We start from the raw sequence: 23821 nt of genomic DNA on the forward strand, positions 1-23821 counted from the left end.
CCGCGCGATCAAACGCGGCCCGGGCCAGACAGCGCCGTGTTACGGGCGCTCCATCTCGCAGGTTGTCGGCAGGTCGGCACCGGCATTCACGATCGAGTTCTCGTATTTCAGGCCATAGCCCGAATTGTCGAAATCGAACGGCGCCTCGACAGGCACGTGGCCATAGATGTGCACTTCCTGGATCAACTGGTGATCGTCGGGGCGCATGACCATCGGGTTATCACTCCAAAGGCTGTCGGTGAACTCCATGCCTTCCAGCGCGTTCGCCACCTGCACCACATCGGTCGCGGTCCCGGCGTCGTCTATCGCCATGGCCAGCATCTGGACCACGTTGGTGATCCGCGACTGGCTGATATTGCCATCAGGATGCTTTTCCTTGAACGCACGGACATACTCCTGCGCCTCGGGCTTGGACGGCGGGTTGTTGCCGCCTTCGGCCACGAGCTTGAGCGATCCCACACCGGTTTCGCCAAAGGCCGCGGTGATGCCGTCGGCCGCCGCGTAATAGGTGTAGATCGGGCCCGAGAACCCGTTCTCGATCACCGCCTTGCCGAGGCCGAGCATGTCAGACCCCCAGTTGCCGGTGATCATCGCGTCTGCACCGCTCGACACCACCTTGCGGGCATAGGGGGTGAAATCCTGCACGTTGCCGATCGGGTGCAGCTCGTTGCCGACAATCTCGATATCGGGGCGTTTGGCGGTCAGCATCCGCACCGCGGCCGAGGCCACGGCCTTGCCAAAGGAATAGTCCTGGCCGATCACGTAGATCTTCTTGATGTCCTCGTTCTCGGCGATGACGTCGGTCAGCGCGTCCATTTTCATGTCGGCATGCGCGTCGAAACGGAAATGCCAGAAGTTGCACTTGTCATTGGTCAGCGCCGGGTCCACCGCTGAATAGTTGAGGAACAGCACCCGGTCATCGGGATTGCGGTCGTTGTGCTTCGCGATCGCATCGGTCAGCGCGTTGGCCACGCCCGAGCTGTTGCCCTGCACCACGTAGCGGATGCCCTGGTCGATCGCGACCTGAAGCTGGATCAGCGATTCCTTGGGGCTGATCTTGTTGTCAAAGGCGACGATCTCGAACATCTGCCCGTCCAGCACGCCACCCCTTTCGTTCACCAGCGTATCTGCGGCGAACTGATACTGATGCAGGCCGTTGGTGCCGGTCGCCGCGAACGGTCCCGACAACGGGTCGATATAGGCGATCTTGACAGTCTCGGCCGCGGCAGCGGTGGCCGCAAGGCCGGCCACGGCCATGCCGAGCGCGAATTTCTTGAGTGATTTCATTTCTGGGTCTCCTCCCATGGTTGGGTTTTCTTGGTTTATCCGCCGGACATTGGGATGCCTCTTTGGCAGTTATGTGGCCTCGGCAGGATCGGTCATCCGATGCACCATGCCCCGAGGGTCATCAAAACGGACAGGGTCCGGTTGGTTCACTTGCGGGTCGTCCTCCTCCGTTCCTCTGCGCCTGACCGCTCCGACCAGCCTGTGCGCGGCATTCCCCTCGTGCCCTGAGGCAGGTGTCATTAAAGGAAAGCTGTGCCCTCTGACTCAAGGTTTTGTTGGGCCTCCCGCTCATTACGTGACGTCAGAACGCTGCAATCCGCATGACCCCCGGCATCACCTCACCATTCCCCCGGTCAAACACCCCGCCAGAGCACCGATCGACAGCCGTCCGGTAACCCGCCGGACCCCGAGCATAACCGCATCGGGCGAATGCGCAAAGCGCCGCGTGCCTGTCCAGGGCAAATCACGATCACATTCGCGCGGGATGTCGAACATCGGCAGGACCGCTATTTGTGTCGCCAAGGTGAAAATCCACAAGTTATTGGGGTTATCCCCAACAAATTGCTTTACAGGTGAGGGTTCAGCCCCCACCATATTTCGTAGGAGGCGGGGAAATCGCCCCACCTTCTAGAGCAGGCACCTAGCGCTTGGGGCGCTGCCAAGCCCCAGCGCCAGAACAGCAAAGAGGTGGCGTCATGGCCCTGAGCGAGCAGTATCTGGAAGACGAGATTCACCCGATCGACATCGTTGAAACCCTGGCCGCGCATCACGACTGGGATTTCGACCGCATCGCCGACGACCAGATCGCCATGGCCGTCGAAGGCCAGTGGCGGACCTATTCCATCACGCTGGCATGGTCGGCCTATGACGAAACGCTTCGCATGGTCTGTACCTTCGAGATGGAGCCGCCCGAAGACAAGCACGCCGCGCTGATGGCGGCGCTGAACGCGGTCAACGATCAATGCTGGGCGGGCGCGTTCACATGGTGGCAAGACCAGAAGCTGATGGTCTATCGCTATGGTCTCGTGCTGGCGGGAGGACAGATCGCATCGGCCGAACAGATCGACACGATGATCCGCGCCGCAGTGATGAGCGCCGAACGCTATTACCCGGCCTTCCAGCTGGTCGTGTGGGCCGACCGCAGCCCGAAGGATGCGCTGCAAGTCGCCATTGCCGAGGCTTACGGGCGCGCGTAACACTGTCCCCCGCAACGACTTAAGGGGGATCACATGAATATGGATGACATCGCGGCGCGCGGGCTGGTGTTACTGGGGTGCGGCAAGATGGGTTCGGCCATGCTCAAGGGCTGGCTGGCCGGTGGGTTGCCGCCCGGATCGGTGCATGTGCGCGACCCCTACCCGTCGGACTGGCTGCGCGGCGCCGGGGTTCACATCAATGACGACCTGCCCAAGGCCCCGGCCATCGTGCTGATCGCGGTCAAGCCGCAGATGATGGAAGAGGCACTTCCGGTGCTGGTTCCCATGGGCAACGGCGAAACGCTTTTCCTGTCGGTCGCGGCGGGCACACCGATTGCCACCTACGAGCAGGTGCTGGGGGCGCAGACGCCGATCATCCGCGCCATGCCCAACACGCCCGCCGCCGTCGGGCACGGCATCACCGCGATCATCGGCAACGCGCAGGCCAGCGCGGCCCATCTCGACGCCGCGGACTCGCTGCTGCGCGCGGTCGGACAGGTTGTCCGCCTCGAAGCCGAATCGCAGATGGATGCCGTCACCGGGGTTTCGGGGTCCGGCCCGGCCTATGTGTTTCACATGATCGAATGCCTGGCTCGGGCCGGCGAGGCGCAGGGGCTGGCACCCGATCTGGCGCTGGATCTCGCCCGCGCGACGGTCGCCGGGGCGGGCGCGCTGGCAATGGAGTCGGGCGAAAGCCCCGAGCAATTACGCATCAACGTCACCTCGCCGGGCGGGACGACCCAGGCCGGGCTCGACCTGTTGATGGACGAGGCGAGCGGCCTGCCGCCATTGATGGAAAGGACCGTCGCCGCCGCCACCAACCGCGCAAAGGAATTGGCAAATGGCTGAGATCACGTTCGATGATTTCCTCAAGGTCGATATCCGCACGGGCACCGTGACCCGCGCCGAACCCTACCCCGAGGCGCGCAAGCCCGCGATCAAGCTCTGGATCGATTTCGGCCCCGAGATCGGCGAGCGCAAATCCTCGGCCCAGATCACCGCGCATTACACGCCCGACGCGCTGCTGGGCAAACAGGTCATCGCGGTGGTGAACTTCCCGCCCCGCCAGATCGGAAAGTTCATGTCGGAATGCCTCGTTCTGGGGCTGTCTGACACGCAGGGCGAAATCGTGCTACTCTCACCGGATCAGCCCGTGCCGAACGGAGAACGGATGCATTGAAACGCCTGCTCATCACCCGCCGCCACCCCGAACGCGTCATCAAAGCCGCGCGCGCGCTGTTCGACGTGACCCTGCGCGACCGCATCGACCCGCTGTCGACGGACGAGGCGCGCGCGGCGCTCAGCGACCATGACGCGGTGCTGCCGACGCTGGGCGATGCCTTTTCGGAAGAGGTCTTCGCCGTCGTGGGCCGCCCGCGTGCGACCATCCTCGCCAATTTCGGCGTGGGCTATAACCATATCGACGTGGAATCCGCGCGCCTGCATGGCGTGACGGTGACCAACACACCCGGCGCGGTGACCGATGCCACCGCCGATATCGCCATGACGCTGATCCTGATGAGCGCGCGCCGCGCCGGCGAAGGCGAACGGATGTTGCGTGCAGGTCAATGGACGGGCTGGAACCCGATGCAGCTCCTGGGGATGCATGTGACCGGCAAGACGGTGGGCATGGTCGGCATGGGCCGGATCGGACAGGCCATCGCGCGGCGCTGTCACTACGGGTTCGGGATGAAGGTGATCTATGCCAACCGCTCCGAAAAGCACATGGAATTCCCCGCCGAGCAGATGGCCCAGCACGAACTGGCGCGGCATGCCGATATCGTTGTCGTGGCGGTGCCGGGCGGGCGCGAGACGCATCACCTGATCGGCGCGGGGTTCCTGTCGTCGATGCAAAGGCACGCGCATTTCATCAACATCTCGCGCGGCGACGTGGTGGACGAAACCGCGCTCATCGCCGCGCTGGAAGAGGGCCGGATCGGCGGCGCCGGGCTCGATGTCTACGAACATGAGCCGGATGTGCCCGAACGCCTGCGACGGCTGGAAAACACGGTGCTCCTGCCACATCTCGGCACGGCCGCGCTCGATGTGCGCGAGGCGATGGGGATGATGGCCATCGAGAACCTGCGCGCCCATCTCGAAGGCCGCGAACCGCCCAACAAGGTTTGAAGCGCGGGCGTTCCGCCCTTGATTTCCCCGGCGCGCTGGGGTGATCTGTAGCGCAATCCAAGGGAGGGGCCCCATGTATCAGCCAGCCATCACCGGCACGGGCGTCTTTACGCCCGAACATGTCATCACCAATGACGAGCTGGTCGCCAGCTACAATGCCTATGCCGAGAAATGGAACACTGAGCATGCCGAGGCCATCGCCGCCGGGACGACCGAGGCGAAAGAAATGTCTTCGACCGGGTTCATCCTCAAGGCCAGCGGGATCGAGCGGCGCTATGTGCTTGAGAAAGAGGGCATACTCGACCCGAACCGCATGTATCCGCATTTTCGCCAGCGTAGCGACGACGAACCCGGCCTGATGACCGAGATCGCCATGGATGCCTGCGAAAAGGCACTGGCCATGGCGGGCGTGACGGCGGGCGAGATCGACCTCGTGATCTGCGCCGCCTCGAACATGGAACGCGCCTATCCCGCGATCGGTGTCGAGATTCAAAAGGCGCTCGGCGCGGGCGGTTTTGCCTTTGACATGAACGTGGCCTGCTCGTCGGCCACCTTCGGAATCCAGGCCGCCGCCGACATGATCCGCGCGGGCAGCGTGCGAAAGGCGCTGGTCGTCAACCCCGAGATCACCAGCGGACACCTCGAATGGCGCGACCGCGATTGCCATTTCATCTTCGGCGATGTCTGCACCGCGACGGTGCTCGAACGCGCCGGGGATGCGAAGGGGCCGCACTGGATCGTGCATTCCACCCGCTGCGCCACGGAATTCTCCAACAACATCCGCAACAACAACGGCTTTCTGCGCCGCAACCGCCCCGACGGGATGAAAGACCGCCGCGACATGCAATTCATGCAGAACGGTCGCAAGGTGTTCAAGGAAGTGGTGCCCATGGTCTCGGACCATATCGCCCGGCACATGCAGGACGAGGGCTGGCAGGCGGGCGATCTCAAGCGGATGTGGCTCCACCAGGCCAACAAGGCGATGAACGATTTCATCGGCCGCAAGGTGCTGGGTCGTGTACCGGCCCCCAAGGAACAGCCCAACATCCTTCAGGAATACGCCAACACCTCGTCCGCCGGGTCGATCATCGCCTTTGCCAAGCATTCGAGTGACATGGCCCCGGGTGACAAGGGGCTGATCTGTTCCTTCGGCGCGGGCTATTCGGTCGGCTCCGTCCTGGTCGAGCGCGCCTGACGCCCCGATTTTTCGCCGAACAATCGCCTACCTTGCGACCGTCACGGCAACCGGCCCGAGGCTCGCGAATTCCGCCTCGAACCGCGCGCCCGGCATGGCGTGAACGACATCGCAGATCAACCCCGTCGCGATCACGTCGCCCCGGCAAAGCCCCATGCCGCGCGCGGAGAGGTCATTGGCGAGCCACGTGATCACCGCATCCGCGCCACCCATCGCATTGGCCCCCACGCCCTCGGTCAGCGCCTCATCGTCGCGCCGCACCGTGACCCGCTCACCCGCCAGATCGCGGGCCGGGTCGAAACCCTGCCCTGCCCCGCAGATCAGCCCACGATTGATCACCCCGTCGGCCGCCAGCCATTCCGCCGCCTCGCGGATACCACCCGGCAGGCGCTTGTTGACCCATTCAATGACCGGCAGCACCTCGCCCACCGCCGCCAGCACCTCGGCCCGGTCATAGGGCGCATCGCGCGGCGGCAGGTCGGCCCGCATCCTCAGCCCCACCTCGGCCTCGAGAATGCCGAGATCCCCCTCGACCGGCGCCATCTCGGCGCCGCTGTCCCAGACCATGCCATCAAAGACCGGCCCCGCCAGCGGCGCATCGACGCCACAGATCTCTTGCGCACGCACCGAGGTCAGCCCGACCTTCCAGCCCACCACCGGCGCGCCCATCGCCGCCGCCATCGCCGCCTGAATCGCCAGCGCCTGATCCATATCGGGCCGCGCGCAGGGATAGTTTTCAAGCTTGCGCCCCGCGCGCCGCGCCTCGGCCAATACCCGGCCCACCGTTTCGATCTCCATCCTTCGCCTCCCGTTACTCTTCCACCCGGTCGCCCACCGCCTCGCGCCAATGCCGCCGGCACAGGCTCTCATAGGTTTCGTTGCCGCCGATCTGCACCTGTTCGCCGCCGGTCACGACACGACCCTCGGCATCACGGCGCACCACCATCGTGGCCTTCTTGCCGCAATGGCAGATCGTGCGCACCTCGCGCATCTCGTCGGCCAGCGCCAGAAGCGCGGCCGAACCGGGAAACAACGCGCCACGGAAATCGACCCGCAAGCCATAACACATCACCGGCACACCCAGGTCATCGACCACCCGGGCCAGTTGCCAGACCTGATCATGGGTCAGAAACTGCGCCTCGTCCACGAAAACACAGGCAACCCGCCCCACGTCAAGCCGCGCACCGACGCAGGCAAAGAGGTCGTCGCCCGCGTCGAACATGTCGGCCTCGGACCCGATCCCGATACGGCTCGCAATCCGGCCTTCACCCGCGCGGATATCAAGCCGCGCAGTCAGCAAATAGGGCTCCATGCCCCTTTCGCGGTAGTTATGCGCCGCCTGCAAAAGCACGGTCGATTTGCCCGCGTTCATCGTCGAATAATTGAAGTGGAGCTTGGCCATGGGCGCGGTTTATGCCGCCTTGGCGGATGGGTGCAAGCCTCTTGCGCAAGCCGCCACGCATAGCGGGAAAAGACGGGGCCGACGGGCCCGAGGGAAATGCGCGCCGCAGGCAAGCCACTGGGGATGGGCCGGAACGCACCCGCATTTCTGTTCAACCCGTCGTGTCAGACCGTTTGCGGCCCAACCACCGGACACATATGCGCCGGTCCCCGCCTCCGACCGGTGCTTGCGGCACCGGACCCGTTGTTCCCGCCTGTCGCGGGCATGAATCAGTCATGACATTCTCGATCAAAACGACTAATGGGAAATAAATTAACGATTTCCCCGCAACCGGCGGGCAGCGTGAACATGGGGACAGCATGGATATGAACGGCGTTGGCAACTACCTGAAAAAGCACACCGAGGCGCTGGTCAAGGATGTCGGTATCGAACCAGCCTGCCAACTGACCGGAAAGTCCAAGGCCACGCTCGGGCGATATTATTCCGACAATGAAGAACACGCCGACAGGTTCATGCCGATCGACGCGGTCGCGGCGCTGGAAGCGGCTGCCAGTTATCCGCATGTGACCGCGGCCCTGTCCGATCTGAAGGGCATCACGCTCAGCCATGACCAGCGCCGCCAGAATGTCTCCAAGGGAAACGTCAACACCGACGTGATCGCGCTCAGCCAGCGTTTCGCGATGCTCATGGCCGAGTATCAGCAAGCGATCGAGGACGGGGTCATCACGGTGAACGAGGCCAAGCGCCTGCTCAAGGAAGCGGTGACGTTGCAACAGGTGCTGCTCGACATGAAGCTGAACCTCGAACAGGAAGCGGGCTGACCCCGGCTTCCGCGCCCGGCACACCCCCGTCGGAGCAGGCACCTTGGCAGGTACGTTGAGGATTCCCCCGATACGGGCGCAATCATCGGAACGGTGAGGGGCGGGTGGGGGTCCTAGGCGGACTCACAGGCTCATTTCGAATGCTGCGGGTGCCGCGCGCCGCGGCCTGCCCCAGAGCAGACATTTGATCGTCAAAGCCCCCGCAAGACAAGGCGCATGGCCTCGGTCCCCTTGTCATCGCCCAGGGCCTCGACCCCGATTGCCAGCGCATAGAGGGCGCGGGGGGCGACCGGATCGGTGATACCGGCTTGCGTGCATAGATCGGCCAGCGCGTCCAGCCTCCGTGCATCCATCCGGCGCAGAGCATCGGCGACGTCCGGGGCCGACAGCGCCCAGGCGCGCAGGGCCGGTTCCAGCGCGATGCCGCCATAAGACGGGTCTCGATAGCCCGTTGCCAGCAGGCACAACTGTTCCAGACGTCCGCGCGGCGGCAAGTCGGGGTCAAGCGAGGCCAGAACATCGGTGAAGGCGCGGGTTTCCCAAAGCGCGATCAGTTTAGCCAGATAGTCGGGCAAATCCTTGAAATGCCAGTAGAACGATCCCTTGGTCGTACCCAGGTTGCGCGCCAGGGCCTCGGCGCGCAAGGCGCTCGGGCCCTGATCGGCCAGCGCGCGGAACCCGGCCATCAGCCAGTCTTCGGCGCTCAGACGGGGACGGGGCTGCTGTGTCATGGCAAAAACCATACGCTACCGTATTGACAGGGTCAATGCAGATCACTATTCCATACGCAACCGTATGGAGACCACGATGCTTTGGACCCGCCTTGCCGCCACCCTGATGGGGGCCACCGTTCTGATCCATGTCTTTGCAGGCGGTGTCGATGTGCATGCGCCCATGCAGGCGGTCTTGCCCGACCCGGGGCTTGCGGCCTTTGCCGCAGTTTTGTGGCATGCCGTCACCGCGGTGCTGGTCGTGCTGACCTATGGGCTGTGGGTTCTGGCCAAGCGCCGCGATCTTGCGTTCGAGATTGTTCTGTCCGGGGTTCAGGTCGGCTTTGCGGCGGTGTTCCTGTTTTATGGCCTGACGCGGCTCGGCACTGTCAGCGACATGCCGCAATGGGTGATCTTTCTGGCCATCCCGGCGCTGACCCGCTTGGGCCAAAGCCGCGAAAGGGTACTGTGATGCAGGCCGATCTTGTCGCCCCGCGCGAGGAGCTGGATTTTTACGATACCCGCGGCATCGATCTGCCGCAGCCCATGACGGCGCTTGAGGCCTGGAGCCTGGCGATGCGCCACCCCCTGCCCGGGATGGCGCTGGCCTTTCGCATCCGCGATGCGATATCCGCACGCTTCGGGGTCAAGCGGATCGGCGGGTTTTCCGGGCGGCTCGATCAGGCACCGCAGCTGGGTGACCGGCTGGATTTCTTCGTGGTCGAACGGATCGAGCCCGAGATCCTGACACTAAGCGAACGTGACCGGCATCTCGATGTCGTGACTTGCATCATGACCCATGGCCAGCGGTTGACCATCACCTCATCGGTCAAGGTGCACAACGGGTTCGGGCGGCTTTACATGATCCCGGTTGCCCCGATGCACAGGCTGATCGTGTCGACCATGATGCGCAGGATGGGGCGGGACCTTCAGGGCGGTTGAGCAGTTTGGGCGGCTGCTGGAGGGCAGAGACAGGCAGAGGCAATCCTGGCTGTCCGCTCCGCCCCGCCAAACCGACACACCAGAAATCGCCCAATACATGGACGATGCGCGTCTCGGCGAAACGCCTTACCGCATGCCGTCCCCCAACCGTGCCAGCAACCGGTCGAGCATCGCGTCGCATTGCGCCAACTGGTCAAGCGCGATGAACTCGTCGGGCTTGTGCCCCTGCGCCATGTCGCCCGGCCCGCAGACCACCGTTTCGATGCCGCGCGCCGCGAAATGCCCCGCCTCGGTCCCGTAGGACACCTTGGTCAGCCCTGCCCCGGGGGCGATGTCCCGCGCCAGCGTCACCGCCGGGCTGTCCGGCGCGGTGGCAAGCCCGGGATAGGCCCCGGTCTCCTCGATCTCCAGCCCGGCCCCCGGCCCGGCCTGCGCGGCGATCTCGCGCGCCGCCGCGTGCAGCCGGGCGATGATCTCACCGGGCGGCTCCTCGGCAAGATTGCGGATTTCAAAGGCGATCTCGGCCCAATCCGGCACGATGTTGAGCGCGCGCCCCCCCTGCATCACCCCGGCATGAACCGTACTGTAGGGGATGGCGAACCCGTCATCCTGCGCACCCGTCCGCGCAAGCCGGTCCTGTTCGTCGCGCAACGCGCCAATCATCCCGGCGGCGAGATGCAGCGCATTGACGTAATCCGGCGCCTCGGCCGAATGCCCCGCCTGCCCCCGCGCCACCGCGCGCAGCGATGTCTTGCCCTTGTGGCCCAGCGCGATCTGCATCCCCGTCGGCTCGCCCACGATACAGGCCTCAGGCCGCCCCACGGTCGCGTCGATCCGCTCGAGCATCACCGGGATGCCACGACAGCCGATCTCCTCGTCCCAGGAAAACGCCAGCTTGAGCGGGCGCGCCAGGGCCCCGGCACGCTCCGCCACGCTCAGCATCGCGGCCAGGAACCCCTTCATGTCGGTTGTCCCGCGCCCATAGACCCTGTCATCCGCACGGCGCAGCGTGAACGGGTCCGATGACCAATCCTGCCTCGCCACTGGCACCACATCGACATGACCCGACAACATCACGCCCCCCGGCCCTTCGGGTCCGATCGCGGCGAACAGCCCCGATTTCCCCTCTCCGCCGTCGATCCGATGCACCCGCGCCCCCGCCGCACCCAGCACCCCGGCGATGTAATCCACGATCTCGCCATTGGGCATATCGGTGAGCGAGGCAAAGCCCACCAGCCGTTCGAGATGCTCCAATGTGCGGCTCATGCGGGCGCCTCCAGCGGGGTAAGCCCCGGCACATGGCCGCCCTCGACATAGCCGCGCGCATGCTCGACAAAGGCCCGGATCGTCGGCAGGCCCGCACCCCCCCGGGCCATCACCAGCCCCAGGTTCATCATCCCCACCGACCCGGCCAGGGGCACGAAACACAGCGGCCGCCCATCGGGCGCACGGTCATTGAGCGGGCGAATATTGACGATGCCATAGCCAAACCCGTTGGCGACAAGGCTGCGCATCACCGCCATGTCGCGGGTCCGCTCGCTGATCAGCGGCGGCGTCCCGGTCTCCTCGAAGAACGACAGGAAATAGGCCGAGGAATGCGGCAGGTCGAGCAGGATCATCGGATGCCCGGCCAGCTCCGCCGCCGTCACCTCGGCCCGGCCCGCCAGCGGGTGATCGGCGGCCATCACCGCATAGGGCCTGAGCGGCAAGAGCGGTACGAAATCGAGATCGTCGGGAATGTTCATGTCATAGCTGAGCGCCACATCCAGATCGGCCCGCCTGAGCCCCTCGAAAATCCCCTCCTGGTCGCGCTCGTATTGCCGGATATGCACGTCAGGATAGCGCGCCTCGAACCCGCGGCGCAGCGCGGGCACGACGATCTGCGCAAACGTCAGCAGGCACCCCACCGCCAGCGGCCCGCGCACGCTGCCCGCGATCTCGCCCGCCAGCCGGTTCAGCGCCTCGGCCTCGGCCAGCACCCGCCCGGCCTGTTCCATCACCTGCCGCCCCGCCTGGGTGAGCGACAGCCCCTGCGCCCGCCGCCGCACGAACAAGGGCAGGCCCAGCGTCTCTTCAAGCTGCGCAATCGCCGACGAGATCGACGGCGACGAGACGTTCACCACCTCCGCCGCCCGCGCGATCGACCCGGCCCGGCCCACCGCCACGAAATATTCCAGCTGGCGCAGGGAAAACCGGTTCATTCGTCCCCCGGCACCCCGTAGGACGGCGCCCGCGTGGGGTCGAGCGCGCGCATGACATAGTCGCGCAATTGCGGCTTGTAGACCTCCCAGGCGCGCGCCACCGCCTCGACCGGGCAACCCTCGTCGATCCAGTCACAGCGCAGATCGGCCACCGGCCATGGCACGTCGTCGACGATCATCATCCCCGCCGAATGCACCGGCCCGGCCTCGCCCCCCGCCGCCAGCCCTGCGCGCATCGCCGCAATCAGCCGATCACCCAGATCACCCAGATGCCCCTTTGCCGCCTCGAACCCCGCCACGATGGCCGCCGGAACCCCGTCATTGGCCAGGAGATTCCCGCCCGAGGCCACATCGCGCCCCTCGGCCTGCGTCCAGATGCCCAGCGAATTCGGCCCCGAATGTATCGCCACCCGCCCCTGCGCGTCGATCGCCAGAACCTGCCGATACTCGATATGGCGGCCCGAGCGCTGCACCTCGGCAATCGCCTCCTCCGCACTCATGCCCCGGCCCATCACGTCAAGCGCCAGCGGCCCCAGCCGCGGATCGGTCACGTTCTGGCTCGCCACCGCGCCCACGCCCGCGCGGGCATATGCACAACGCGCCGCCACCGCCGGCGAGGACGACGAGATCGCCACCCCGAACATCCCCGTCTCGGCACAGCGCGCCACCAGTGAAAATGTCATCTTCCCGCCCTTTCATTTGGCTTAAAATATCCCGGGGGTGTGGGGGCTGGCCCCCACGAAAACCTCAATCCGGGATCACCGCCGTCGCGTCGATCTCGACCAGCCATTCGGGCCGCGCCAGCGCCTGCACCACCAACCCGGTCGAAACCGGATGCACGCCGCGGATATATTCGCCCATCACGCAATACACCGCCTCGCGGTGGCGCACGTCGGTGATATAGACCACCACCTTCACCAGGTGTTCCATGCGCCCGCCCGCCTCTTCGATCAACTGGCGGATGTTCTGCATCACCTTGTGGGTCTGCTCACCCGGATCATGGCTGTCGATGTTCTTCGCATCGTCAAGGTTCTGCGGGCATTGCCCCCGCATCCACACGGTGCGCCCGCCGCGTGTCACCACGGCCTGGCACAGGTCGTTGTCGAGCGCCTGCTCGGGATATGTGTCCTTGGTGTTGAAGCTGCGAATACGCTCATGCGTCACTGTTCGGTCTCCTCTAAAGGGTGGGTGCCGCCCCACCGCGCCTCATTTATCGAGATGGAAGTAATCCCGGCAATAGCGGATGAACCGCGCCGCCTGCGGCCCGGGATCGACACCGCGCCGCGTGGCCAGCATCACCCGGTTGGGCCGGGCGGGCGCGCGCAACGGCCGCGTGACCAGCAGATGCCCGTCATAACTCATCGTCGCCGCCGGGCGCGTGGACAGGAGCGCATAGCCCAGCCCCTGCCCCACCAGCCCGCGCACCATCTCGAAACTCGATGAGCGATAGGCCACGCGCGGGCGCACCCCGGCCTCTTCGAGGATCGAGGTGAAGTAATCCCCGCCCTGCGTCGCCCCCAGAAGGATCATCGGATGATCGGCCAGATCCTGTGGCGTGATCTCGGGCAGTTCGGCCAGCGGGTGATCCTGCGCCAGCAACACGTAAGGCTCCAGACAGGCCAGCTCCATCGCCTCGATTCCCTCGGGCAGCCCGGCATCGTAAAGCAGCGCCAGATCGGCCTCGCCCGCCATCACCGCCTCCTGCACGCGGCGCTGATCGCCCTCGATCAACTCGATCCGCGCCGGTTCCTCCGCCTCGGCCATGCGCCGGACGATATCGGGCAGAAGCACCGGCCCGAAACTGTGAAAACACCCGACCTTGAGCACCCGACCCTCGGCCTCCCGCCCCGCCGTCACCGTCGCGGGCGTCTCGATCCGGGTCGCCGCACCGTAACCCCGGCGCGCATAGATCAGGGGCGAGCCGCCATCGGCGATGAAGATGTCATCGACCTCGCCAAAGAAAACGTGATGCGTGCCCACCCGGTCGGACGAAATCACGTGACAGTCGAACCCCACCAGCGGATCACGCACCCGCGGCGCGCCCGAACGCATCGGCGCCCAGTCGCAGCAATCGAACTTGTCGGCCAACTGGTCCTTGAACCGGCCCGCGAAGGCATCCGAGATATAGGCCTGGTCATCCTTGAGGATGTTCACGCAAAAGACGCCGTTGTCGATGATCTGCCGCGCCACCGGGCTTTGCTGGTGGATACAGATGAGCAGCGTGGGGCGCGGCGTATCCGCGCTCACGCTCGACATGGCCGACACTGTAACGCCGCCACGCCCGGCGCGGCCATCGGTCGTCACCACGTTGACCGTCGCCGCCGCGTGGCTCATCCCGCCAAGGAATCTCTCGCGCAGCGCCGCTCCGGTGGCAAGCCCCATATCCATCACCCCTTGAACGGTCCGTCAGGCATCGAGTTTCGCGTGCAAATACTGCGCGAAGTCATAATTCGGACGTTCAAGGTGGCTCAGGTGGCCCGGGCTTGCAAGGCCGGATGACAGCCCCGCATAGACCTTCTCGGTACAGCCCCGGTCCTCGACATTGACCTCGTCGAGCAGGGTTTTCAGGTCGGCGAAATTCTGTTGCGCGTCCGGGTCGCCCTTGTAATCGTCCGACATCCCGCCCCCGAACCGGATATGCACCTGCCCCGGCGTGACCGGATGCAGCGAGAGATACCAGAAATACCCCGGCGTCAGCGTGATCATCAGGCCGGGATAGACCGCGATGAGATAGGTCATGCGCCGCATGTCCCCCTCCAGCCGGTCGTTGGAGGGATGCGCCATCGCGATGCGCAAACTGTCATCCTTGAGGATCGTGTGATAGTTGAACGCCGCCCGCCCCGGCGGGCACACCATCTCGTCAAGCTTCGACAAACCCCCGATCGTGCCCGCGTGACAGACCGGCAGGTGATAGCTCTCCATGAAATTCTCGGCCAGCACCTTCCAGTTGGTGTTCCAGACATGCTCCTCGTAGAACGTCTCGGTATAGTTGGTCATGTCATAGCCCGCGACCATCTCGCCCAACTCGGCAAGCTGCGCGGCCACCGGCCCGGCATCGGGGTTGAGCGTGATGAACACCCAGCCCAGCCATTCCTCGCACCGCACCTGCGGCAGCTTGTAAGCTTCCTTGCAGAACCCCGCATTGAGGCTCATCGCCGGGGCCCCGCGCAGCGTGCCGTCGAGGTTATAGGTCCAGCCGTGATAGGGGCAACTCAGCACCCGCGCATGCCCCCGCCCCTCCAGCATGGTGGACATTCGGTGCAGACACACGTTCGACAGCGCCCGCACGTCCCCCGCGCGGTCGCGGATCACCACGACCGGCTGACCCGCCAGTTTCGCGGTGATGTAATCGCCGGGTTCTTTCAAGGCGTCCGCACGCCCCACGCAATACCATTCCCGCGCGAAGATCCGCTCGATCTCGGCCTGCATGAACGCCTCGGACGTATAGACCGACGGCGGCATCGCATGCGCCCGCTCGAACGGCTGCGCCACGTTCTCGGCCAGCTCGCGCAGGGCGTCGGGTGTGTGATCCTCTGGCATCCTGTTCGCTCCTTGTGCCTTGCGATCCGTCCTGCTCAGGCCGATTTCACCGCCTGCGCCTCGGGCCCTTCATAGGCCATGTAATTGCGCTGAATCCCGATCTGGTCGGCGATGAACCTCGCATCGTGCCACACCCCCCAGATAAAGGACGATCCGCGCCGCGACAGCCACGGCAGCCCGAGAAAATAGACCCCCGGCTCCTTCGACACGCCGCGCTGATGCTCGGGCTGGCCGTTCGCGTCGAACGCATTGACCTGCAACCAGCCATAGTCGAGCGCAAAGCCCGTCGCCCAAAGCACCGTGCTCACCCCCGCCTCTTTCAGGTCGAGACCGGCCAGTGGCCGGGTCATGCAGTCCGGGTCCGGCCCGATCATCCGCGCCTGCGGCTCCTCGGGCAGGTCGAGCCCGTTGCGCGCCGCATATTCGTCCGCCGCATCCAGAACCGACAGGTAATTCCTGTCGCCCCGCGCGATCGTCTCGGCTAGGTTCTGCGCGAAACTCACCTTGCCCGCCTCATAACCGTCGGTGCGCCCGACAAGCGTGATCCCCTGCGCCGCCAGCGCCCGGAAATCCACCGTGTGCCCGCCATGCGCGCCGCTCACCGAGATGGTCACATGCTCGGCGCCCGCGGGCGGCGTGGCCAGATCCCACAGGCCCAGAACCCCCAGCCACCAGCAATAGTCGCGCCCGCGATAGGCCCGGGGCGGCCGGTCATGCGGCCCGACCGAAAGGTAAACCTTGCGACCGGCCCGGGCCAGCTCGTCGGCAATCTGCACACCGGACGAGCCCGCGCCAACCACAAGAACCGCGCCCTCGGGCAACTGCCCCGGATTGCGGTAACTGGCCGAGTGAAGCTGCGTCACTCCCGCATCCTCAGGCAGGATCGCCGGGATCACCGGTTTCTGGAACGGGCCGGTCGCCGCCACCACCCGCTCGGCCTCGATCACGCCTGCGCTGGTCTCAATGGTAAAGCCGGGGCGACCCGCGTTCCGGGTCACGCGCCTGACCTCGACACCGCAGCGGATCGGCGCCTCGATCAGCTTGGCATATTCCTCGAAATAGGACGCCACCCGCTCCTTGGGGGCGAAACCGTCGGGATCGACATCGTCGAATTCCAGCGTCGGGAACCGGTCATGCCAGGCCGGCCCGTTGGCCACCAGCGAATCCCACCGCCAGGTGCGCCAGCGTTCCGCGATCCGGTCGCGCTCAAGCACGATATGCGGCACGCCCGCGCGCCCCAGATGCTCGCTCATGGCAAGCCCGGCCTGCCCGCCCCCCACGATCAGCGTATCGGTCTTCTCAATTGCCATCCCGGTATCCTCTTCTGGCCGACCCCGCCTTTCACAGATCACGAAAGGGCCCGGGTCGGGGATTCGCGTTTGTGCCAGAATGCCGCACCCCGCTACTTAGGGGAAAGTAAATTTATCCAGACATAAGATTAGACTAAATCTAATCGAAGTCATACCCCGCCAAAAGCTCGTATCGCGGCCCGTCCGCCCGCAAGTCGGACCGGTAAAGCCCGAACCGCGCCGCGCGCCCCTCGACCGGCCCCACTACCGGTCCGAGACGGGCCGCCAGCCGCTCGGCATCACGCCCGCTGATCCCGCGCCCGAACCGGCTGAGCGTGACATGCGGGCGGAACCGCTCGCGCCCCAGCGCGATCCCCACGTCCCGCGCCGCCTGCCGCACCGCGCGCCGCGCCGCCTCAAGCCCCGGATCGGGCGCCAGCGTCGCGAACGCCAGCACCGGCTTTCGCCCCTCGAACACGTCACGCGCCGTCACCCGCAGCATCGGCGCGGCGAGCTTCAGCCCCGACAGAACGCCATGCAGGTCCTGCAACCGCGCCTCCTCCACCTCGCCCAGAAAGGCCAGCGTCAGGTGCAGGTTCTCCTCGGGCACATGCCGCCCCGGCAGGCCGACCTGCATGGCCACCAAGGCTTCGCGCATCTCCCCGGGCATCTCGACGGCCACGAAACTTCGCATCGCCCCTGCTCTTTCTTGGTAAAAATACTCAATATCCCGCTCACATCCGGGCACAGCGCCGCAATGATCGCCCAAGGGCGCTCACTCCGCCCCCGTCGATCCCGCATTCATCCGCGCCGCCAGCCGCAGCGACAACGCCATGCCGTCCCGCTCCGCCACCGGCAACAGCGGATCATACCCCGCCGCGACCAGGCCCGCGATCTCGGGGCGCAGCACCACCTGCCCGCCCGGCAAGCGCGCCAGCGGCGAAATCTCGCCAAAGGCCCGCGTGCCCCACAACAGGATCACCTGCACCGCCTGCGCCAGCGCCAGATCCTCGGCCGCCATTTCCGACAGGCTCTCATCCATCCGCAAGAATACGAAGGCGGCCTTGATCGCGCCGTTGTCCTCGAAGCGGAAGAACCGGTATTGATTGGCCCCCTCGCGCTCGAGCCGCGCCACGGTTTCATCGAAACCCGGCACCATCCGGGCCAGCCCGTCCAGCGCGGCCAACTCGTCCCAGTCGCGCACGAAAAACAGCATGAGGTTGCTGCCCAGTTCCGGGTCGGTCTCGGCCATCTTGTGACCGGCCAGCGCCACCACCGCCTCGATCGCGCCCTTGATGACCGAAAGCGTCCGGTCATCCACGCCGAAGACCACCGGCACGATCGGGCGCTCCCAGCGGGCAAAACGAAATTCCCCGTCGGGGGATGTGAAATGCCGTTCGATCTCCTCTGGACTCATCGCGTGGGCCTCCTGCATCGCATCGCCCCGGTGATGCCCGAGCCGGGGATTTTCTTCAACCCGGGCGGCGCAAAGGTTAACGTCCGAATCGCCCCGCGCGGGCGTTTTCCCCGGCAGCCGGGCAGCAGCCGGATGGCAGCCGGAAGTCACCCCCCGGATTCTGCGCTTTTCGACCCCGGTTAACGGGGCGTGCGCTCAGCCGTCGAACAGGTCCGATTGGCCCGGCACGGGCGGCGGGGCAAGGCCCAGATGGGTCCAGCCCTTATGCGCCAGCATCCGCCCCCGCGGCGTCCGCTGGATCAGCCCCTGCTGCAAGAGATAGGGCTCGATCACCTCTTCCAGCGCATCGCGCGGCTCGCTCAATGCCGCCGCCATGGTCTCGATCCCGACCGGCCCGCCGTGATAATTCTCAGCAATAAGAGTGAGATAGCGCCGATCCGCACCGTCAAGCCCGAGCCCGTCCACGCCCAGCCGGGTGAGGGCCGCATCGGCCAGCGCACGGCTGATCTTGCCGCCGCCCTCGACCACCGCGAAATCCACCACCCGCCGCAACAGCCGGCCCGCGATCCGCGGCGTCCCGCGTGACCGGCGCGCGATCTCCAACGCGCCTTCGGCTTCCGTCTCCACCCCCAGCTTGCGGGCATTGGCGGTAACAATCTGATTCAACTCGTGAATTTCGTAGAACTCCAACCGCGTCGGAATCCCGAACCGGTCGCGCAGCGGCGTGGTGAGCAGCCCCAGCCGCGTCGTCGCCCCGACTAGCGTGAAGGGCTGCAACTCGATCCGCACCGTGCGCGCCGCCGGCCCCTCGCCGATCACAAGGTCCAGTTCGAAATCTTCGAGCGCCGGATAAAGCACTTCTTCCACGACCGGGTTAAGCCGATGAATTTCATCAATAAACAGCACATCCCGCGCTTCGAGATTGGTCAGGATCGCGGCCAGATCCCCGGCCTTGGCCAGCACCGGCCCCGAGGTCATCCGGAAACCGACCCCCAACTCGCGCGCCATGATCTGCGCCAGCGTCGTCTTGCCCAGCCCGGGGGGGCCGTGAAACAGCGTGTGATCCATCGCCTCGCCACGCATCCGCGCCGACTGGATGAACACCCGCAGATTGGCCCGCGCCGCCTCCTGCCCCACGAACTCATCAAGACTCTGGGGTCGCAACGCCCGATCCATGTCCTCGGGCAGCGGCGCGGCGCGCAATGTCGGGTCGGACTCGGTCATGAATTATCCCTTCGGAGCCAACAGCTTGAGCGCCGCACGGATGAGTGTCGCAGTGTCCGCGCCGGGCGCATCGCCCGCCGCCTGTGCCACCGCACCCGCCGCCTCGCCCGGGCCATAGCCAAGGTTCGACAACGCCGACAAGGCTTCGGACTGCACCGCCGCACCACCACTTTCCACCCGCTTGGGCTGGGGCTGTGCCGACGCGGGATCACCTTCGATCACCTCGCCCGCCGCCCCGTCCGACGCCAGTGTCGCCGCCAGCGCCCCGCCCAGCGCCATCACCGCCGGGGCCTTGTCCTTCAACTCGTTGACGACCCGTTGCGCCGTCTTGGGGCCGATCCCCCTGGCAGCCTTGACCGCGTTCCAGTCACCCAATGCGATCGCGCGATTAACCCCTTCTGCACCAAGTGCGCCCAGAATGGCCAGAGACGCCTTGGCCCCCACCCCCTGAACGCTCATCAACAAACGATGCCATTCCTTTTCCAGAAGCGACGGAAATCCGAAAAGCTGCAACAGATCCTCGCGCACCAGAAGATCGGTGTAAAGCGTCACCGCCTCGCCCGGCCCGGGCAGCGTGGCAAGGGTGCGATCGGAGCAATAAACGAGGTATCCCACCCCGCGCACGTCGATCAGCACGTGATCGTCGCCCTTGTAATCCAACAGCCCGCTGATCTTGCCGATCATGCCCCCACCTCTTTCTTCGCGGCGGAAATCGCCGCTGCGCTGCGGGCATGATGCGCATGGCAGATCGCGATGGCCAGAGCATCCGCCGCGTCCGGCCCCTCGATCACGACCCCGGGGAGCTGCATTTTCACCATATGCGCGATCTGGGCCTTGTCGGCGTGGCCCACGCCCACCACCGTCTTCTTGACCGTGTTGGGCGCGTATTCCCCGACGCGCAGCCCCGCCTGCGCCGGCACCAGAAGGGCAATGCCCCGCGCCTGCCCGAGCTTGAGCGTCGCCGCCCCGTCCTTGTTCACGAAGGTCTGCTCGACCGCAGCCGTGTCCGGGCCAAAGCGGATCAGAATGGCATGAAGATCATCATAAAGACGCCTCAGCCGATCCGCCAATTCCCCCGTTCCCGAATGGCAGATTCCGTTGGCCACGTGGCTCAACCTGCTGCCCTCGACGTCGATCACGCCCCAGCCGAGGTTCCGAAGCCCCGGGTCGATCCCTAAAACCCGCATCGATTTTGCCTGTCTGTTGCTTTTTTGAACCACTAGCACGAAACGGGAACACAAGCCAACGACAATCACGCAATTCCAAAAAGCGACCTTTTGCAAACCGGCGCGACAGCCGCGGTCAGATTGCGCCTTTGCACGTGCAGAAAACGACATTCCTCATCGGCCGATTAGCCTTGTTTAAAAGGGGAATGAGCCGATTCTTGCCCATGCAGAAATTGCATAGGACTTATGCTCTTTTCACTGCTTGTCGCGGCCCGAAACCGGGCCTATTTGCCGTTCACAAACAGCAAACCGCCACTCAAACCAAGGGAACATGGATATGGCTGCAATCGACACCCCCCGCGTTCAGCTTTCCGCTGGCACCAACGGCCGTATCGGCCAACTCTTTGCATCGCTCGTCGCGACGATCGTGGCATGGAACGATACCCGCGTGACCCGCAATGCGCTGTCGCAACTGAGCGACCGCGAGCTTGAAGACATCGGCCTGTGCCGTGGCGATATCGACAATATCGCAGCAAAACGCTAAGCTCCGGACCAGTCAAACGGGAAAGCCGCGTCAGGAACAATCCTGACGCGGCTTTTTCTTTGACGAGAGACGATTACTTGATGAAGGGCGCGATGGTGGTGGCAATCCGAATGCTCACCCGGTCAGGCTGCAACACCCACGCGCCGGCCCATTCGAAAACCGTTCCCTGCTTCATTTCGTCGATACGATCCGCATAGCCGGTTGCACCGAAATGCGCGATGGCAACGCTTTTGAACAGGCAGAAACCCAGAACAAGATAAATCAGGCCCTTCACGGGGATATTGGGGCCGCTTCGCCGTCGCCGCACGACGATAAGCCCATCGGCCCCGACAACCGGTGCATAGGATGGTCCCCGGGCAACCCGCCGGTGGGAGCGGTTGATCCGCGTCAGCCGCTTGTCAAAATCCGCGAACTTGTCAGGCATGGCAGCCTAGCCTCCGGTACATGCCCCCACCGAAGTGGCGAAAACATGCCGAGGGAATGTGGCAAATGTATGGCAAACCCTTAAAATAAGGCAAAAAATTGGCTTTCCGCCATCATACCGCCTTAAACTTTGCCCAGCGTCAGGGTCGTCCACTCACCAATCTCGTCGCGCGCAAGGGTATTGGTTCCCAGCCGTGAATAAACCGCCAATACGTCATCGGCCTGTTCATTCAGGATGCCCGAAAGAATCGCCCGCCCCCCGGATGCAAGCGCATCTGTCAGGTCCGGCGCGAGCGCAATCAGCGGCCCCTTGAGAATATTGGCAAAGATCAGGTCGAAAGGTGCGGCAGCCATAAGATCGGGATGATCGAACCCCGCCGCCTCGACACAGCGCACCCGATCCTCCAGACCGTTGGCCCGGACATTGGCCTGCGCCACGTCGACCGCAACCGAGTCGATATCGCTGGCTATGACCGGATCGGACCAGATCCGCGCCGCCGCCATGGCCAGGACCGCGGTGCCACAGCCGATATCCGCGACGCTTCTGCCGACGAAACCCGCATCCACAAGCCGATCCAGCGCAAGCAGACAGCCCAGCGTGGTTCCGTGATGCCCGGTGCCAAAGGCCATCGCCGCCTCAATCAACAGCGGCTCGGCCCCCTTGGGCAGCTTGTCAGCATCATGACTGCCATGAACGAAAAAACGACCGGCCTCGACCGGGGCCAATTCGCGCCGAACCTTTGCGACCCAGTCGGTCTCGGGCAATTCCGAGATGACGAAGGGCCGGGCATCGTGCAGCGCCTCAAGCAGGGCAAGACCCGCGCGGTCCGGCGGTTCGGTAAAATATCCGCCCACTTCCCAAAGCCCGGAGCCGTCTTCAAGCTCGAACACGCCCACGCCGACCGGTTCGGGATCGAGCCGCTCCATCTCCTCGCCAAGCGCCTCGGCGGCGGTTTTCCCGGCAAGGGTGGTCAATGCGGTAAAGGTGGGCATGGCATGTCTCCGGTGTTTTCGCTGGCGGTAAGGGCGATGCGCAGGGCGGTCAAGCCATGCAGTTACTCGGCCGGGGCCGCGCGCACGAAACGCGAGAAGATCGTTTCATTGCCCGGTTCCGGATGTCGTGGAATCAACAGGGCAAGGCAAAGCGACAGCCCGGCCATCGACGCCGCCAAGAGGAAAACCGACCCCGGGGACACCAGCCAGAGATAGCCAAGCGATGCCGGCAGGAACACCGCTGCGATGTGATTGATGGTAAAGGCCACGGCGGCGGTCGGGGCGATGTCACCGGGAGCAGCGATCTTCTGAAAATAGGTCTTGAGCGCCAGTGCCAGCGCAAAGAACATGTGGTCGAGCACGTAAAGCACCGCCGCCAGCACCACGCCCCAGCCGAAATAATATATCCCGCCATAGGCGAGGAAAACGGTAATCAGCCCGACATATTCGAACGCCAGCGCGTTGCGCTCGCCAAAACGCGCGACCGCCCGGCCAAAGAGCGGTGCCGCCACCATGTTGAACACCAGGTTGATCAGGAAAAGCGCGGTCACTTCGTGAACGTCAAAGCCGAATTTCTCGACCATCATGAAGCCGGCGAAGACGATGAAGATCTGTCGCCGCGCACCGGACATGAATTGCAGCGCATAGTATAGCCAATAGCGTTTGCGCAGGATCATCTTCTTGATCTGCGGATTGGGCGCCTCGAACTGGGGATAGGCGAACCAGGCGAAAACCGCGATCAGCGCCGTCGTTCCACCCGCAACCATGTAAACGAACGCATAGCTCAGATCGAAGGCCCGCCAAGTCAGAACGATCAACCCGTAGGCCACCAAGGTTGCCGCCGACCCGGCCGCCAGCAACAGGCCCAATACCTGCGGCGCGCGGTCCTTGGGCAGCCATTGCAATTGCAGCGACTGGTTGACCGTCTCGTAATAGTGAAAGCCGATGGACGAGAGCATCGTGATGGTCAGGATTCCCGCCATGGAGGGGAAAAAAGCGGTCAGCGCCGTCGCCACACCCAGCAGGATGAGCGAGACAAGCGCCAGCACCTGCTCACGCACGAAAATGATGATCGCGATCACCCCGATGGCCAGAAAGCCCGGAATCTCGCGCACCGTATGCAGCCAGCCATTGTCCGAGCCGTCGAACCTGCCGACCTCGATGATGAAATTGTTGAGCAGCGCCGACCATGTGGCAAAGGCGATCGGCATCGCCGCCGCCATCAGGAAAAGCAGTGCAACCGGCCGTCGCCAGAACGGCAGGGATTGCGCCTGATCGAGTCGAACTGTCTTGCTCATGATTCCCGATACGACTTTTCACCGGGATTGCCCAGCCCATCTGATC

General features: G+C 64.8%; 28 protein-coding genes. 9 read left to right on the forward strand and 19 right to left on the reverse strand.

Going from position 1 to position 23821, the window contains the following annotated elements:
* Window positions 1-39: 39 nt before the first annotated feature.
* A complete protein-coding gene (locus FLO80_RS07455; RefSeq protein WP_111365197.1) occupies window positions 40-1287 on the reverse strand; it encodes a branched-chain amino acid ABC transporter substrate-binding protein in 1248 nt (415 codons plus the stop codon).
* Between the two features lie 695 nt (window positions 1288-1982).
* On the opposite strand from FLO80_RS07455, the gene FLO80_RS07460 reads away from it, so the two are divergent.
* The 5 genes from FLO80_RS07460 to FLO80_RS07480 all read left to right on the forward strand — a co-directional run bounded on the left by FLO80_RS07460 (window position 1983) and on the right by FLO80_RS07480 (window position 5805).
* On the forward strand, window positions 1983-2483 hold the full coding sequence (locus FLO80_RS07460) for a type III secretion system chaperone family protein (protein ID WP_111365200.1): 501 nt from the start codon (window positions 1983-1985) through the stop codon (window positions 2481-2483).
* 33 nt (window positions 2484-2516) lie between these two features.
* Window positions 2517-3332 carry a pyrroline-5-carboxylate reductase gene (gene proC / locus FLO80_RS07465; protein WP_111365203.1) on the forward strand — a complete coding sequence of 272 codons (816 nt, stop codon included), beginning with the start codon at window positions 2517-2519 and terminating at the stop codon, window positions 3330-3332.
* Window positions 3325-3663 carry a tRNA-binding protein gene (locus tag FLO80_RS07470; protein ID WP_111365206.1) on the forward strand — a complete coding sequence of 113 codons (339 nt, stop codon included), beginning with the start codon at window positions 3325-3327 and terminating at the stop codon, window positions 3661-3663. Before proC ends, FLO80_RS07470 begins: the two co-directional genes overlap by 8 nt.
* Entirely contained in the window at window positions 3660-4610 is a 951-nt protein-coding gene (locus FLO80_RS07475) for a 2-hydroxyacid dehydrogenase (RefSeq protein WP_111365209.1), read from the forward strand. Before FLO80_RS07470 ends, FLO80_RS07475 begins: the two co-directional genes overlap by 4 nt.
* A 73-nt stretch (window positions 4611-4683) precedes the next feature.
* Window positions 4684-5805: a beta-ketoacyl-ACP synthase III gene (locus FLO80_RS07480; RefSeq protein ID WP_111365212.1), complete on the forward strand. Its 1122-nt coding sequence runs from the start codon at window positions 4684-4686 to the stop codon at window positions 5803-5805.
* Window positions 5806-5832: 27 nt separating this feature from the next.
* Here the strand turns inward: FLO80_RS07480 and FLO80_RS07485 are convergent, their stop codons facing one another.
* Together FLO80_RS07485 and FLO80_RS07490 are read right to left on the reverse strand one after the other, a co-directional pair.
* Window positions 5833-6603: a 2-keto-4-pentenoate hydratase gene (locus FLO80_RS07485; protein WP_111365215.1), complete on the reverse strand. Its 771-nt coding sequence runs from the start codon at window positions 6601-6603 to the stop codon at window positions 5833-5835.
* 13 nt (window positions 6604-6616) lie between these two features.
* Window positions 6617-7207, reverse strand: coding sequence for a thymidine kinase (locus tag FLO80_RS07490; protein ID WP_111365218.1), 591 nt, complete (start codon window positions 7205-7207; stop codon window positions 6617-6619).
* Window positions 7208-7572: 365 nt separating this feature from the next.
* On the opposite strand from FLO80_RS07490, the gene FLO80_RS07495 reads away from it, so the two are divergent.
* Complete coding sequence (locus tag FLO80_RS07495) at window positions 7573-8028, forward strand: hypothetical protein (protein ID WP_111365709.1); 456 nt, start codon at window positions 7573-7575, stop codon at window positions 8026-8028.
* A gap of 191 nt (window positions 8029-8219) precedes the next feature.
* Here the strand turns inward: FLO80_RS07495 and FLO80_RS07500 are convergent, their stop codons facing one another.
* A complete protein-coding gene (locus tag FLO80_RS07500; RefSeq protein WP_188078236.1) occupies window positions 8220-8759 on the reverse strand; it encodes a TetR/AcrR family transcriptional regulator in 540 nt (179 codons plus the stop codon).
* 64 nt (window positions 8760-8823) lie between these two features.
* On the opposite strand from FLO80_RS07500, the gene FLO80_RS07505 reads away from it, so the two are divergent.
* Both FLO80_RS07505 and FLO80_RS07510 read left to right on the forward strand, forming a co-directional pair.
* Window positions 8824-9210: a hypothetical protein gene (locus tag FLO80_RS07505; protein WP_111365223.1), complete on the forward strand. Its 387-nt coding sequence runs from the start codon at window positions 8824-8826 to the stop codon at window positions 9208-9210.
* Window positions 9210-9680 carry a DUF2867 domain-containing protein gene (locus FLO80_RS07510; protein WP_111365226.1) on the forward strand — a complete coding sequence of 157 codons (471 nt, stop codon included), beginning with the start codon at window positions 9210-9212 and terminating at the stop codon, window positions 9678-9680. Before FLO80_RS07505 ends, FLO80_RS07510 begins: the two co-directional genes overlap by 1 nt.
* Before the next feature lie 126 nt (window positions 9681-9806).
* On the opposite strand, the gene argE is transcribed toward FLO80_RS07510, so the two are convergent.
* The 12 genes from argE to ruvC form a co-directional block, all read right to left on the reverse strand.
* Window positions 9807-10946 carry an acetylornithine deacetylase gene (argE, locus tag FLO80_RS07515; RefSeq protein WP_111365228.1) on the reverse strand — a complete coding sequence of 380 codons (1140 nt, stop codon included), beginning with the start codon at window positions 10944-10946 and terminating at the stop codon, window positions 9807-9809.
* Entirely contained in the window at window positions 10943-11881 is a 939-nt protein-coding gene (locus FLO80_RS07520; RefSeq protein ID WP_111365231.1) for a LysR family transcriptional regulator, read from the reverse strand. Before FLO80_RS07520 ends, argE begins: the two co-directional genes overlap by 4 nt.
* On the reverse strand, window positions 11878-12564 hold the full coding sequence (locus FLO80_RS07525) for a DUF1028 domain-containing protein (protein ID WP_111365234.1): 687 nt from the start codon (window positions 12562-12564) through the stop codon (window positions 11878-11880). The genes FLO80_RS07520 and FLO80_RS07525 overlap by 4 nt, the downstream gene beginning before the upstream one ends.
* A 64-nt stretch (window positions 12565-12628) precedes the next feature.
* Window positions 12629-13045, reverse strand: a complete 417-nt coding sequence (locus FLO80_RS07530; protein ID WP_111365237.1) for a RidA family protein — start codon at window positions 13043-13045, stop codon at window positions 12629-12631.
* 42 nt (window positions 13046-13087) lie between these two features.
* Window positions 13088-14263 carry a LysR substrate-binding domain-containing protein gene (locus FLO80_RS07535; protein ID WP_223145468.1) on the reverse strand — a complete coding sequence of 392 codons (1176 nt, stop codon included), beginning with the start codon at window positions 14261-14263 and terminating at the stop codon, window positions 13088-13090.
* A 24-nt stretch (window positions 14264-14287) separates the two neighbouring features.
* Window positions 14288-15421, reverse strand: a complete 1134-nt coding sequence (locus FLO80_RS07540) for an aromatic ring-hydroxylating oxygenase subunit alpha (protein ID WP_111365243.1) — start codon at window positions 15419-15421, stop codon at window positions 14288-14290.
* Between the two features lie 35 nt (window positions 15422-15456).
* The gene (locus FLO80_RS07545; RefSeq protein ID WP_111365245.1) at window positions 15457-16731 is read right to left on the reverse strand and encodes a flavin-containing monooxygenase; all 1275 of its coding nucleotides are present in this window, start codon (window positions 16729-16731) and stop codon (window positions 15457-15459) included.
* Window positions 16732-16870: 139 nt separating this feature from the next.
* Window positions 16871-17404: an RNA 2',3'-cyclic phosphodiesterase gene (gene thpR, locus FLO80_RS07550; RefSeq protein ID WP_111365248.1), complete on the reverse strand. Its 534-nt coding sequence runs from the start codon at window positions 17402-17404 to the stop codon at window positions 16871-16873.
* An 81-nt stretch (window positions 17405-17485) separates the two neighbouring features.
* Window positions 17486-18127, reverse strand: coding sequence for a hypothetical protein (locus FLO80_RS07555; RefSeq protein ID WP_188078237.1), 642 nt, complete (start codon window positions 18125-18127; stop codon window positions 17486-17488).
* Window positions 18128-18322: 195 nt separating this feature from the next.
* Entirely contained in the window at window positions 18323-19351 is a 1029-nt protein-coding gene (gene ruvB, locus FLO80_RS07560; RefSeq protein WP_111365253.1) for a Holliday junction branch migration DNA helicase RuvB, read from the reverse strand.
* 3 nt (window positions 19352-19354) lie between these two features.
* Entirely contained in the window at window positions 19355-20035 is a 681-nt protein-coding gene (gene ruvA / locus FLO80_RS07565; protein ID WP_111365255.1) for a Holliday junction branch migration protein RuvA, read from the reverse strand.
* Window positions 20032-20538: a crossover junction endodeoxyribonuclease RuvC gene (gene ruvC, locus FLO80_RS07570; protein ID WP_111365258.1), complete on the reverse strand. Its 507-nt coding sequence runs from the start codon at window positions 20536-20538 to the stop codon at window positions 20032-20034. The genes ruvA and ruvC overlap by 4 nt, the downstream gene beginning before the upstream one ends.
* 316 nt (window positions 20539-20854) lie before the next feature.
* On the opposite strand from ruvC, the gene FLO80_RS07575 reads away from it, so the two are divergent.
* The gene (locus FLO80_RS07575; RefSeq protein ID WP_111365711.1) at window positions 20855-21061 is read left to right on the forward strand and encodes a DUF1127 domain-containing protein; all 207 of its coding nucleotides are present in this window, start codon (window positions 20855-20857) and stop codon (window positions 21059-21061) included.
* A 73-nt stretch (window positions 21062-21134) separates the two neighbouring features.
* Here the strand turns inward: FLO80_RS07575 and FLO80_RS07580 are convergent, their stop codons facing one another.
* From FLO80_RS07580 to FLO80_RS07590, 3 genes are all read right to left on the reverse strand, one after another.
* Window positions 21135-21485 (reverse strand): hypothetical protein, encoded by a 351-nt coding sequence (locus FLO80_RS07580; protein WP_111365261.1) that lies wholly within the window; start codon window positions 21483-21485, stop codon window positions 21135-21137.
* 122 nt (window positions 21486-21607) lie between these two features.
* On the reverse strand, window positions 21608-22477 hold the full coding sequence (locus FLO80_RS07585) for a 50S ribosomal protein L11 methyltransferase (protein WP_111365264.1): 870 nt from the start codon (window positions 22475-22477) through the stop codon (window positions 21608-21610).
* Window positions 22478-22539: 62 nt separating this feature from the next.
* Window positions 22540-23775, reverse strand: coding sequence for an MFS transporter (locus FLO80_RS07590; protein ID WP_111365267.1), 1236 nt, complete (start codon window positions 23773-23775; stop codon window positions 22540-22542).
* Between the last annotated feature and the right edge of the window lie 46 nt (window positions 23776-23821).

Source organism: Aquicoccus porphyridii, assembly GCF_008369105.1.
Classification (GTDB): Bacteria; Pseudomonadota; Alphaproteobacteria; order Rhodobacterales; family Rhodobacteraceae; genus Aquicoccus; species Aquicoccus porphyridii.

Bases quoted from the DNA above. Each gene is read 5' to 3' on its own strand.
- FLO80_RS07505 (WP_111365223.1), top strand. From the start codon at position 8,824: ATGGAGACCACGATGCTTTGGACCCGCCTTGCCGCCACCCTGATGGGG.
- FLO80_RS07510 (WP_111365226.1), top strand. From the start codon at position 9,210: ATGCAGGCCGATCTTGTCGCCCCGCGCGAGGAGCTGGATTTTTACGAT.
- FLO80_RS07455 (WP_111365197.1), bottom strand. From the start codon at position 1,287: ATGAAATCACTCAAGAAATTCGCGCTCGGCATGGCCGTGGCCGGCCTT.
- thpR (WP_111365248.1), bottom strand. From the start codon at position 17,404: ATGCGAAGTTTCGTGGCCGTCGAGATGCCCGGGGAGATGCGCGAAGCC.
- FLO80_RS07470 (WP_111365206.1), top strand. From the start codon at position 3,325: ATGGCTGAGATCACGTTCGATGATTTCCTCAAGGTCGATATCCGCACG.
- argE (WP_111365228.1), bottom strand. From the start codon at position 10,946: ATGAGCCGCACATTGGAGCATCTCGAACGGCTGGTGGGCTTTGCCTCG.
- FLO80_RS07585 (WP_111365264.1), bottom strand. From the start codon at position 22,477: ATGCCCACCTTTACCGCATTGACCACCCTTGCCGGGAAAACCGCCGCC.
- FLO80_RS07580 (WP_111365261.1), bottom strand. From the start codon at position 21,485: ATGCCTGACAAGTTCGCGGATTTTGACAAGCGGCTGACGCGGATCAAC.
- FLO80_RS07525 (WP_111365234.1), bottom strand. From the start codon at position 12,564: ATGACATTTTCACTGGTGGCGCGCTGTGCCGAGACGGGGATGTTCGGG.
- FLO80_RS07490 (WP_111365218.1), bottom strand. From the start codon at position 7,207: ATGGCCAAGCTCCACTTCAATTATTCGACGATGAACGCGGGCAAATCG.
- FLO80_RS07495 (WP_111365709.1), top strand. From the start codon at position 7,573: ATGAACGGCGTTGGCAACTACCTGAAAAAGCACACCGAGGCGCTGGTC.
- FLO80_RS07535 (WP_223145468.1), bottom strand. From the start codon at position 14,263: ATGGGGCTTGCCACCGGAGCGGCGCTGCGCGAGAGATTCCTTGGCGGG.
- ruvA (WP_111365255.1), bottom strand. From the start codon at position 20,035: ATGATCGGCAAGATCAGCGGGCTGTTGGATTACAAGGGCGACGATCAC.
- ruvB (WP_111365253.1), bottom strand. From the start codon at position 19,351: ATGACCGAGTCCGACCCGACATTGCGCGCCGCGCCGCTGCCCGAGGAC.
- FLO80_RS07480 (WP_111365212.1), top strand. From the start codon at position 4,684: ATGTATCAGCCAGCCATCACCGGCACGGGCGTCTTTACGCCCGAACAT.
- FLO80_RS07460 (WP_111365200.1), top strand. From the start codon at position 1,983: ATGGCCCTGAGCGAGCAGTATCTGGAAGACGAGATTCACCCGATCGAC.
- FLO80_RS07500 (WP_188078236.1), bottom strand. From the start codon at position 8,759: ATGACACAGCAGCCCCGTCCCCGTCTGAGCGCCGAAGACTGGCTGATG.
- FLO80_RS07575 (WP_111365711.1), top strand. From the start codon at position 20,855: ATGGCTGCAATCGACACCCCCCGCGTTCAGCTTTCCGCTGGCACCAAC.
- ruvC (WP_111365258.1), bottom strand. From the start codon at position 20,538: ATGCGGGTTTTAGGGATCGACCCGGGGCTTCGGAACCTCGGCTGGGGC.
- FLO80_RS07520 (WP_111365231.1), bottom strand. From the start codon at position 11,881: ATGAACCGGTTTTCCCTGCGCCAGCTGGAATATTTCGTGGCGGTGGGC.
- FLO80_RS07590 (WP_111365267.1), bottom strand. From the start codon at position 23,775: ATGAGCAAGACAGTTCGACTCGATCAGGCGCAATCCCTGCCGTTCTGG.
- FLO80_RS07485 (WP_111365215.1), bottom strand. From the start codon at position 6,603: ATGGAGATCGAAACGGTGGGCCGGGTATTGGCCGAGGCGCGGCGCGCG.
- FLO80_RS07545 (WP_111365245.1), bottom strand. From the start codon at position 16,731: ATGGCAATTGAGAAGACCGATACGCTGATCGTGGGGGGCGGGCAGGCC.
- proC (WP_111365203.1), top strand. From the start codon at position 2,517: ATGAATATGGATGACATCGCGGCGCGCGGGCTGGTGTTACTGGGGTGC.
- FLO80_RS07555 (WP_188078237.1), bottom strand. From the start codon at position 18,127: ATGAGTCCAGAGGAGATCGAACGGCATTTCACATCCCCCGACGGGGAA.
- FLO80_RS07540 (WP_111365243.1), bottom strand. From the start codon at position 15,421: ATGCCAGAGGATCACACACCCGACGCCCTGCGCGAGCTGGCCGAGAAC.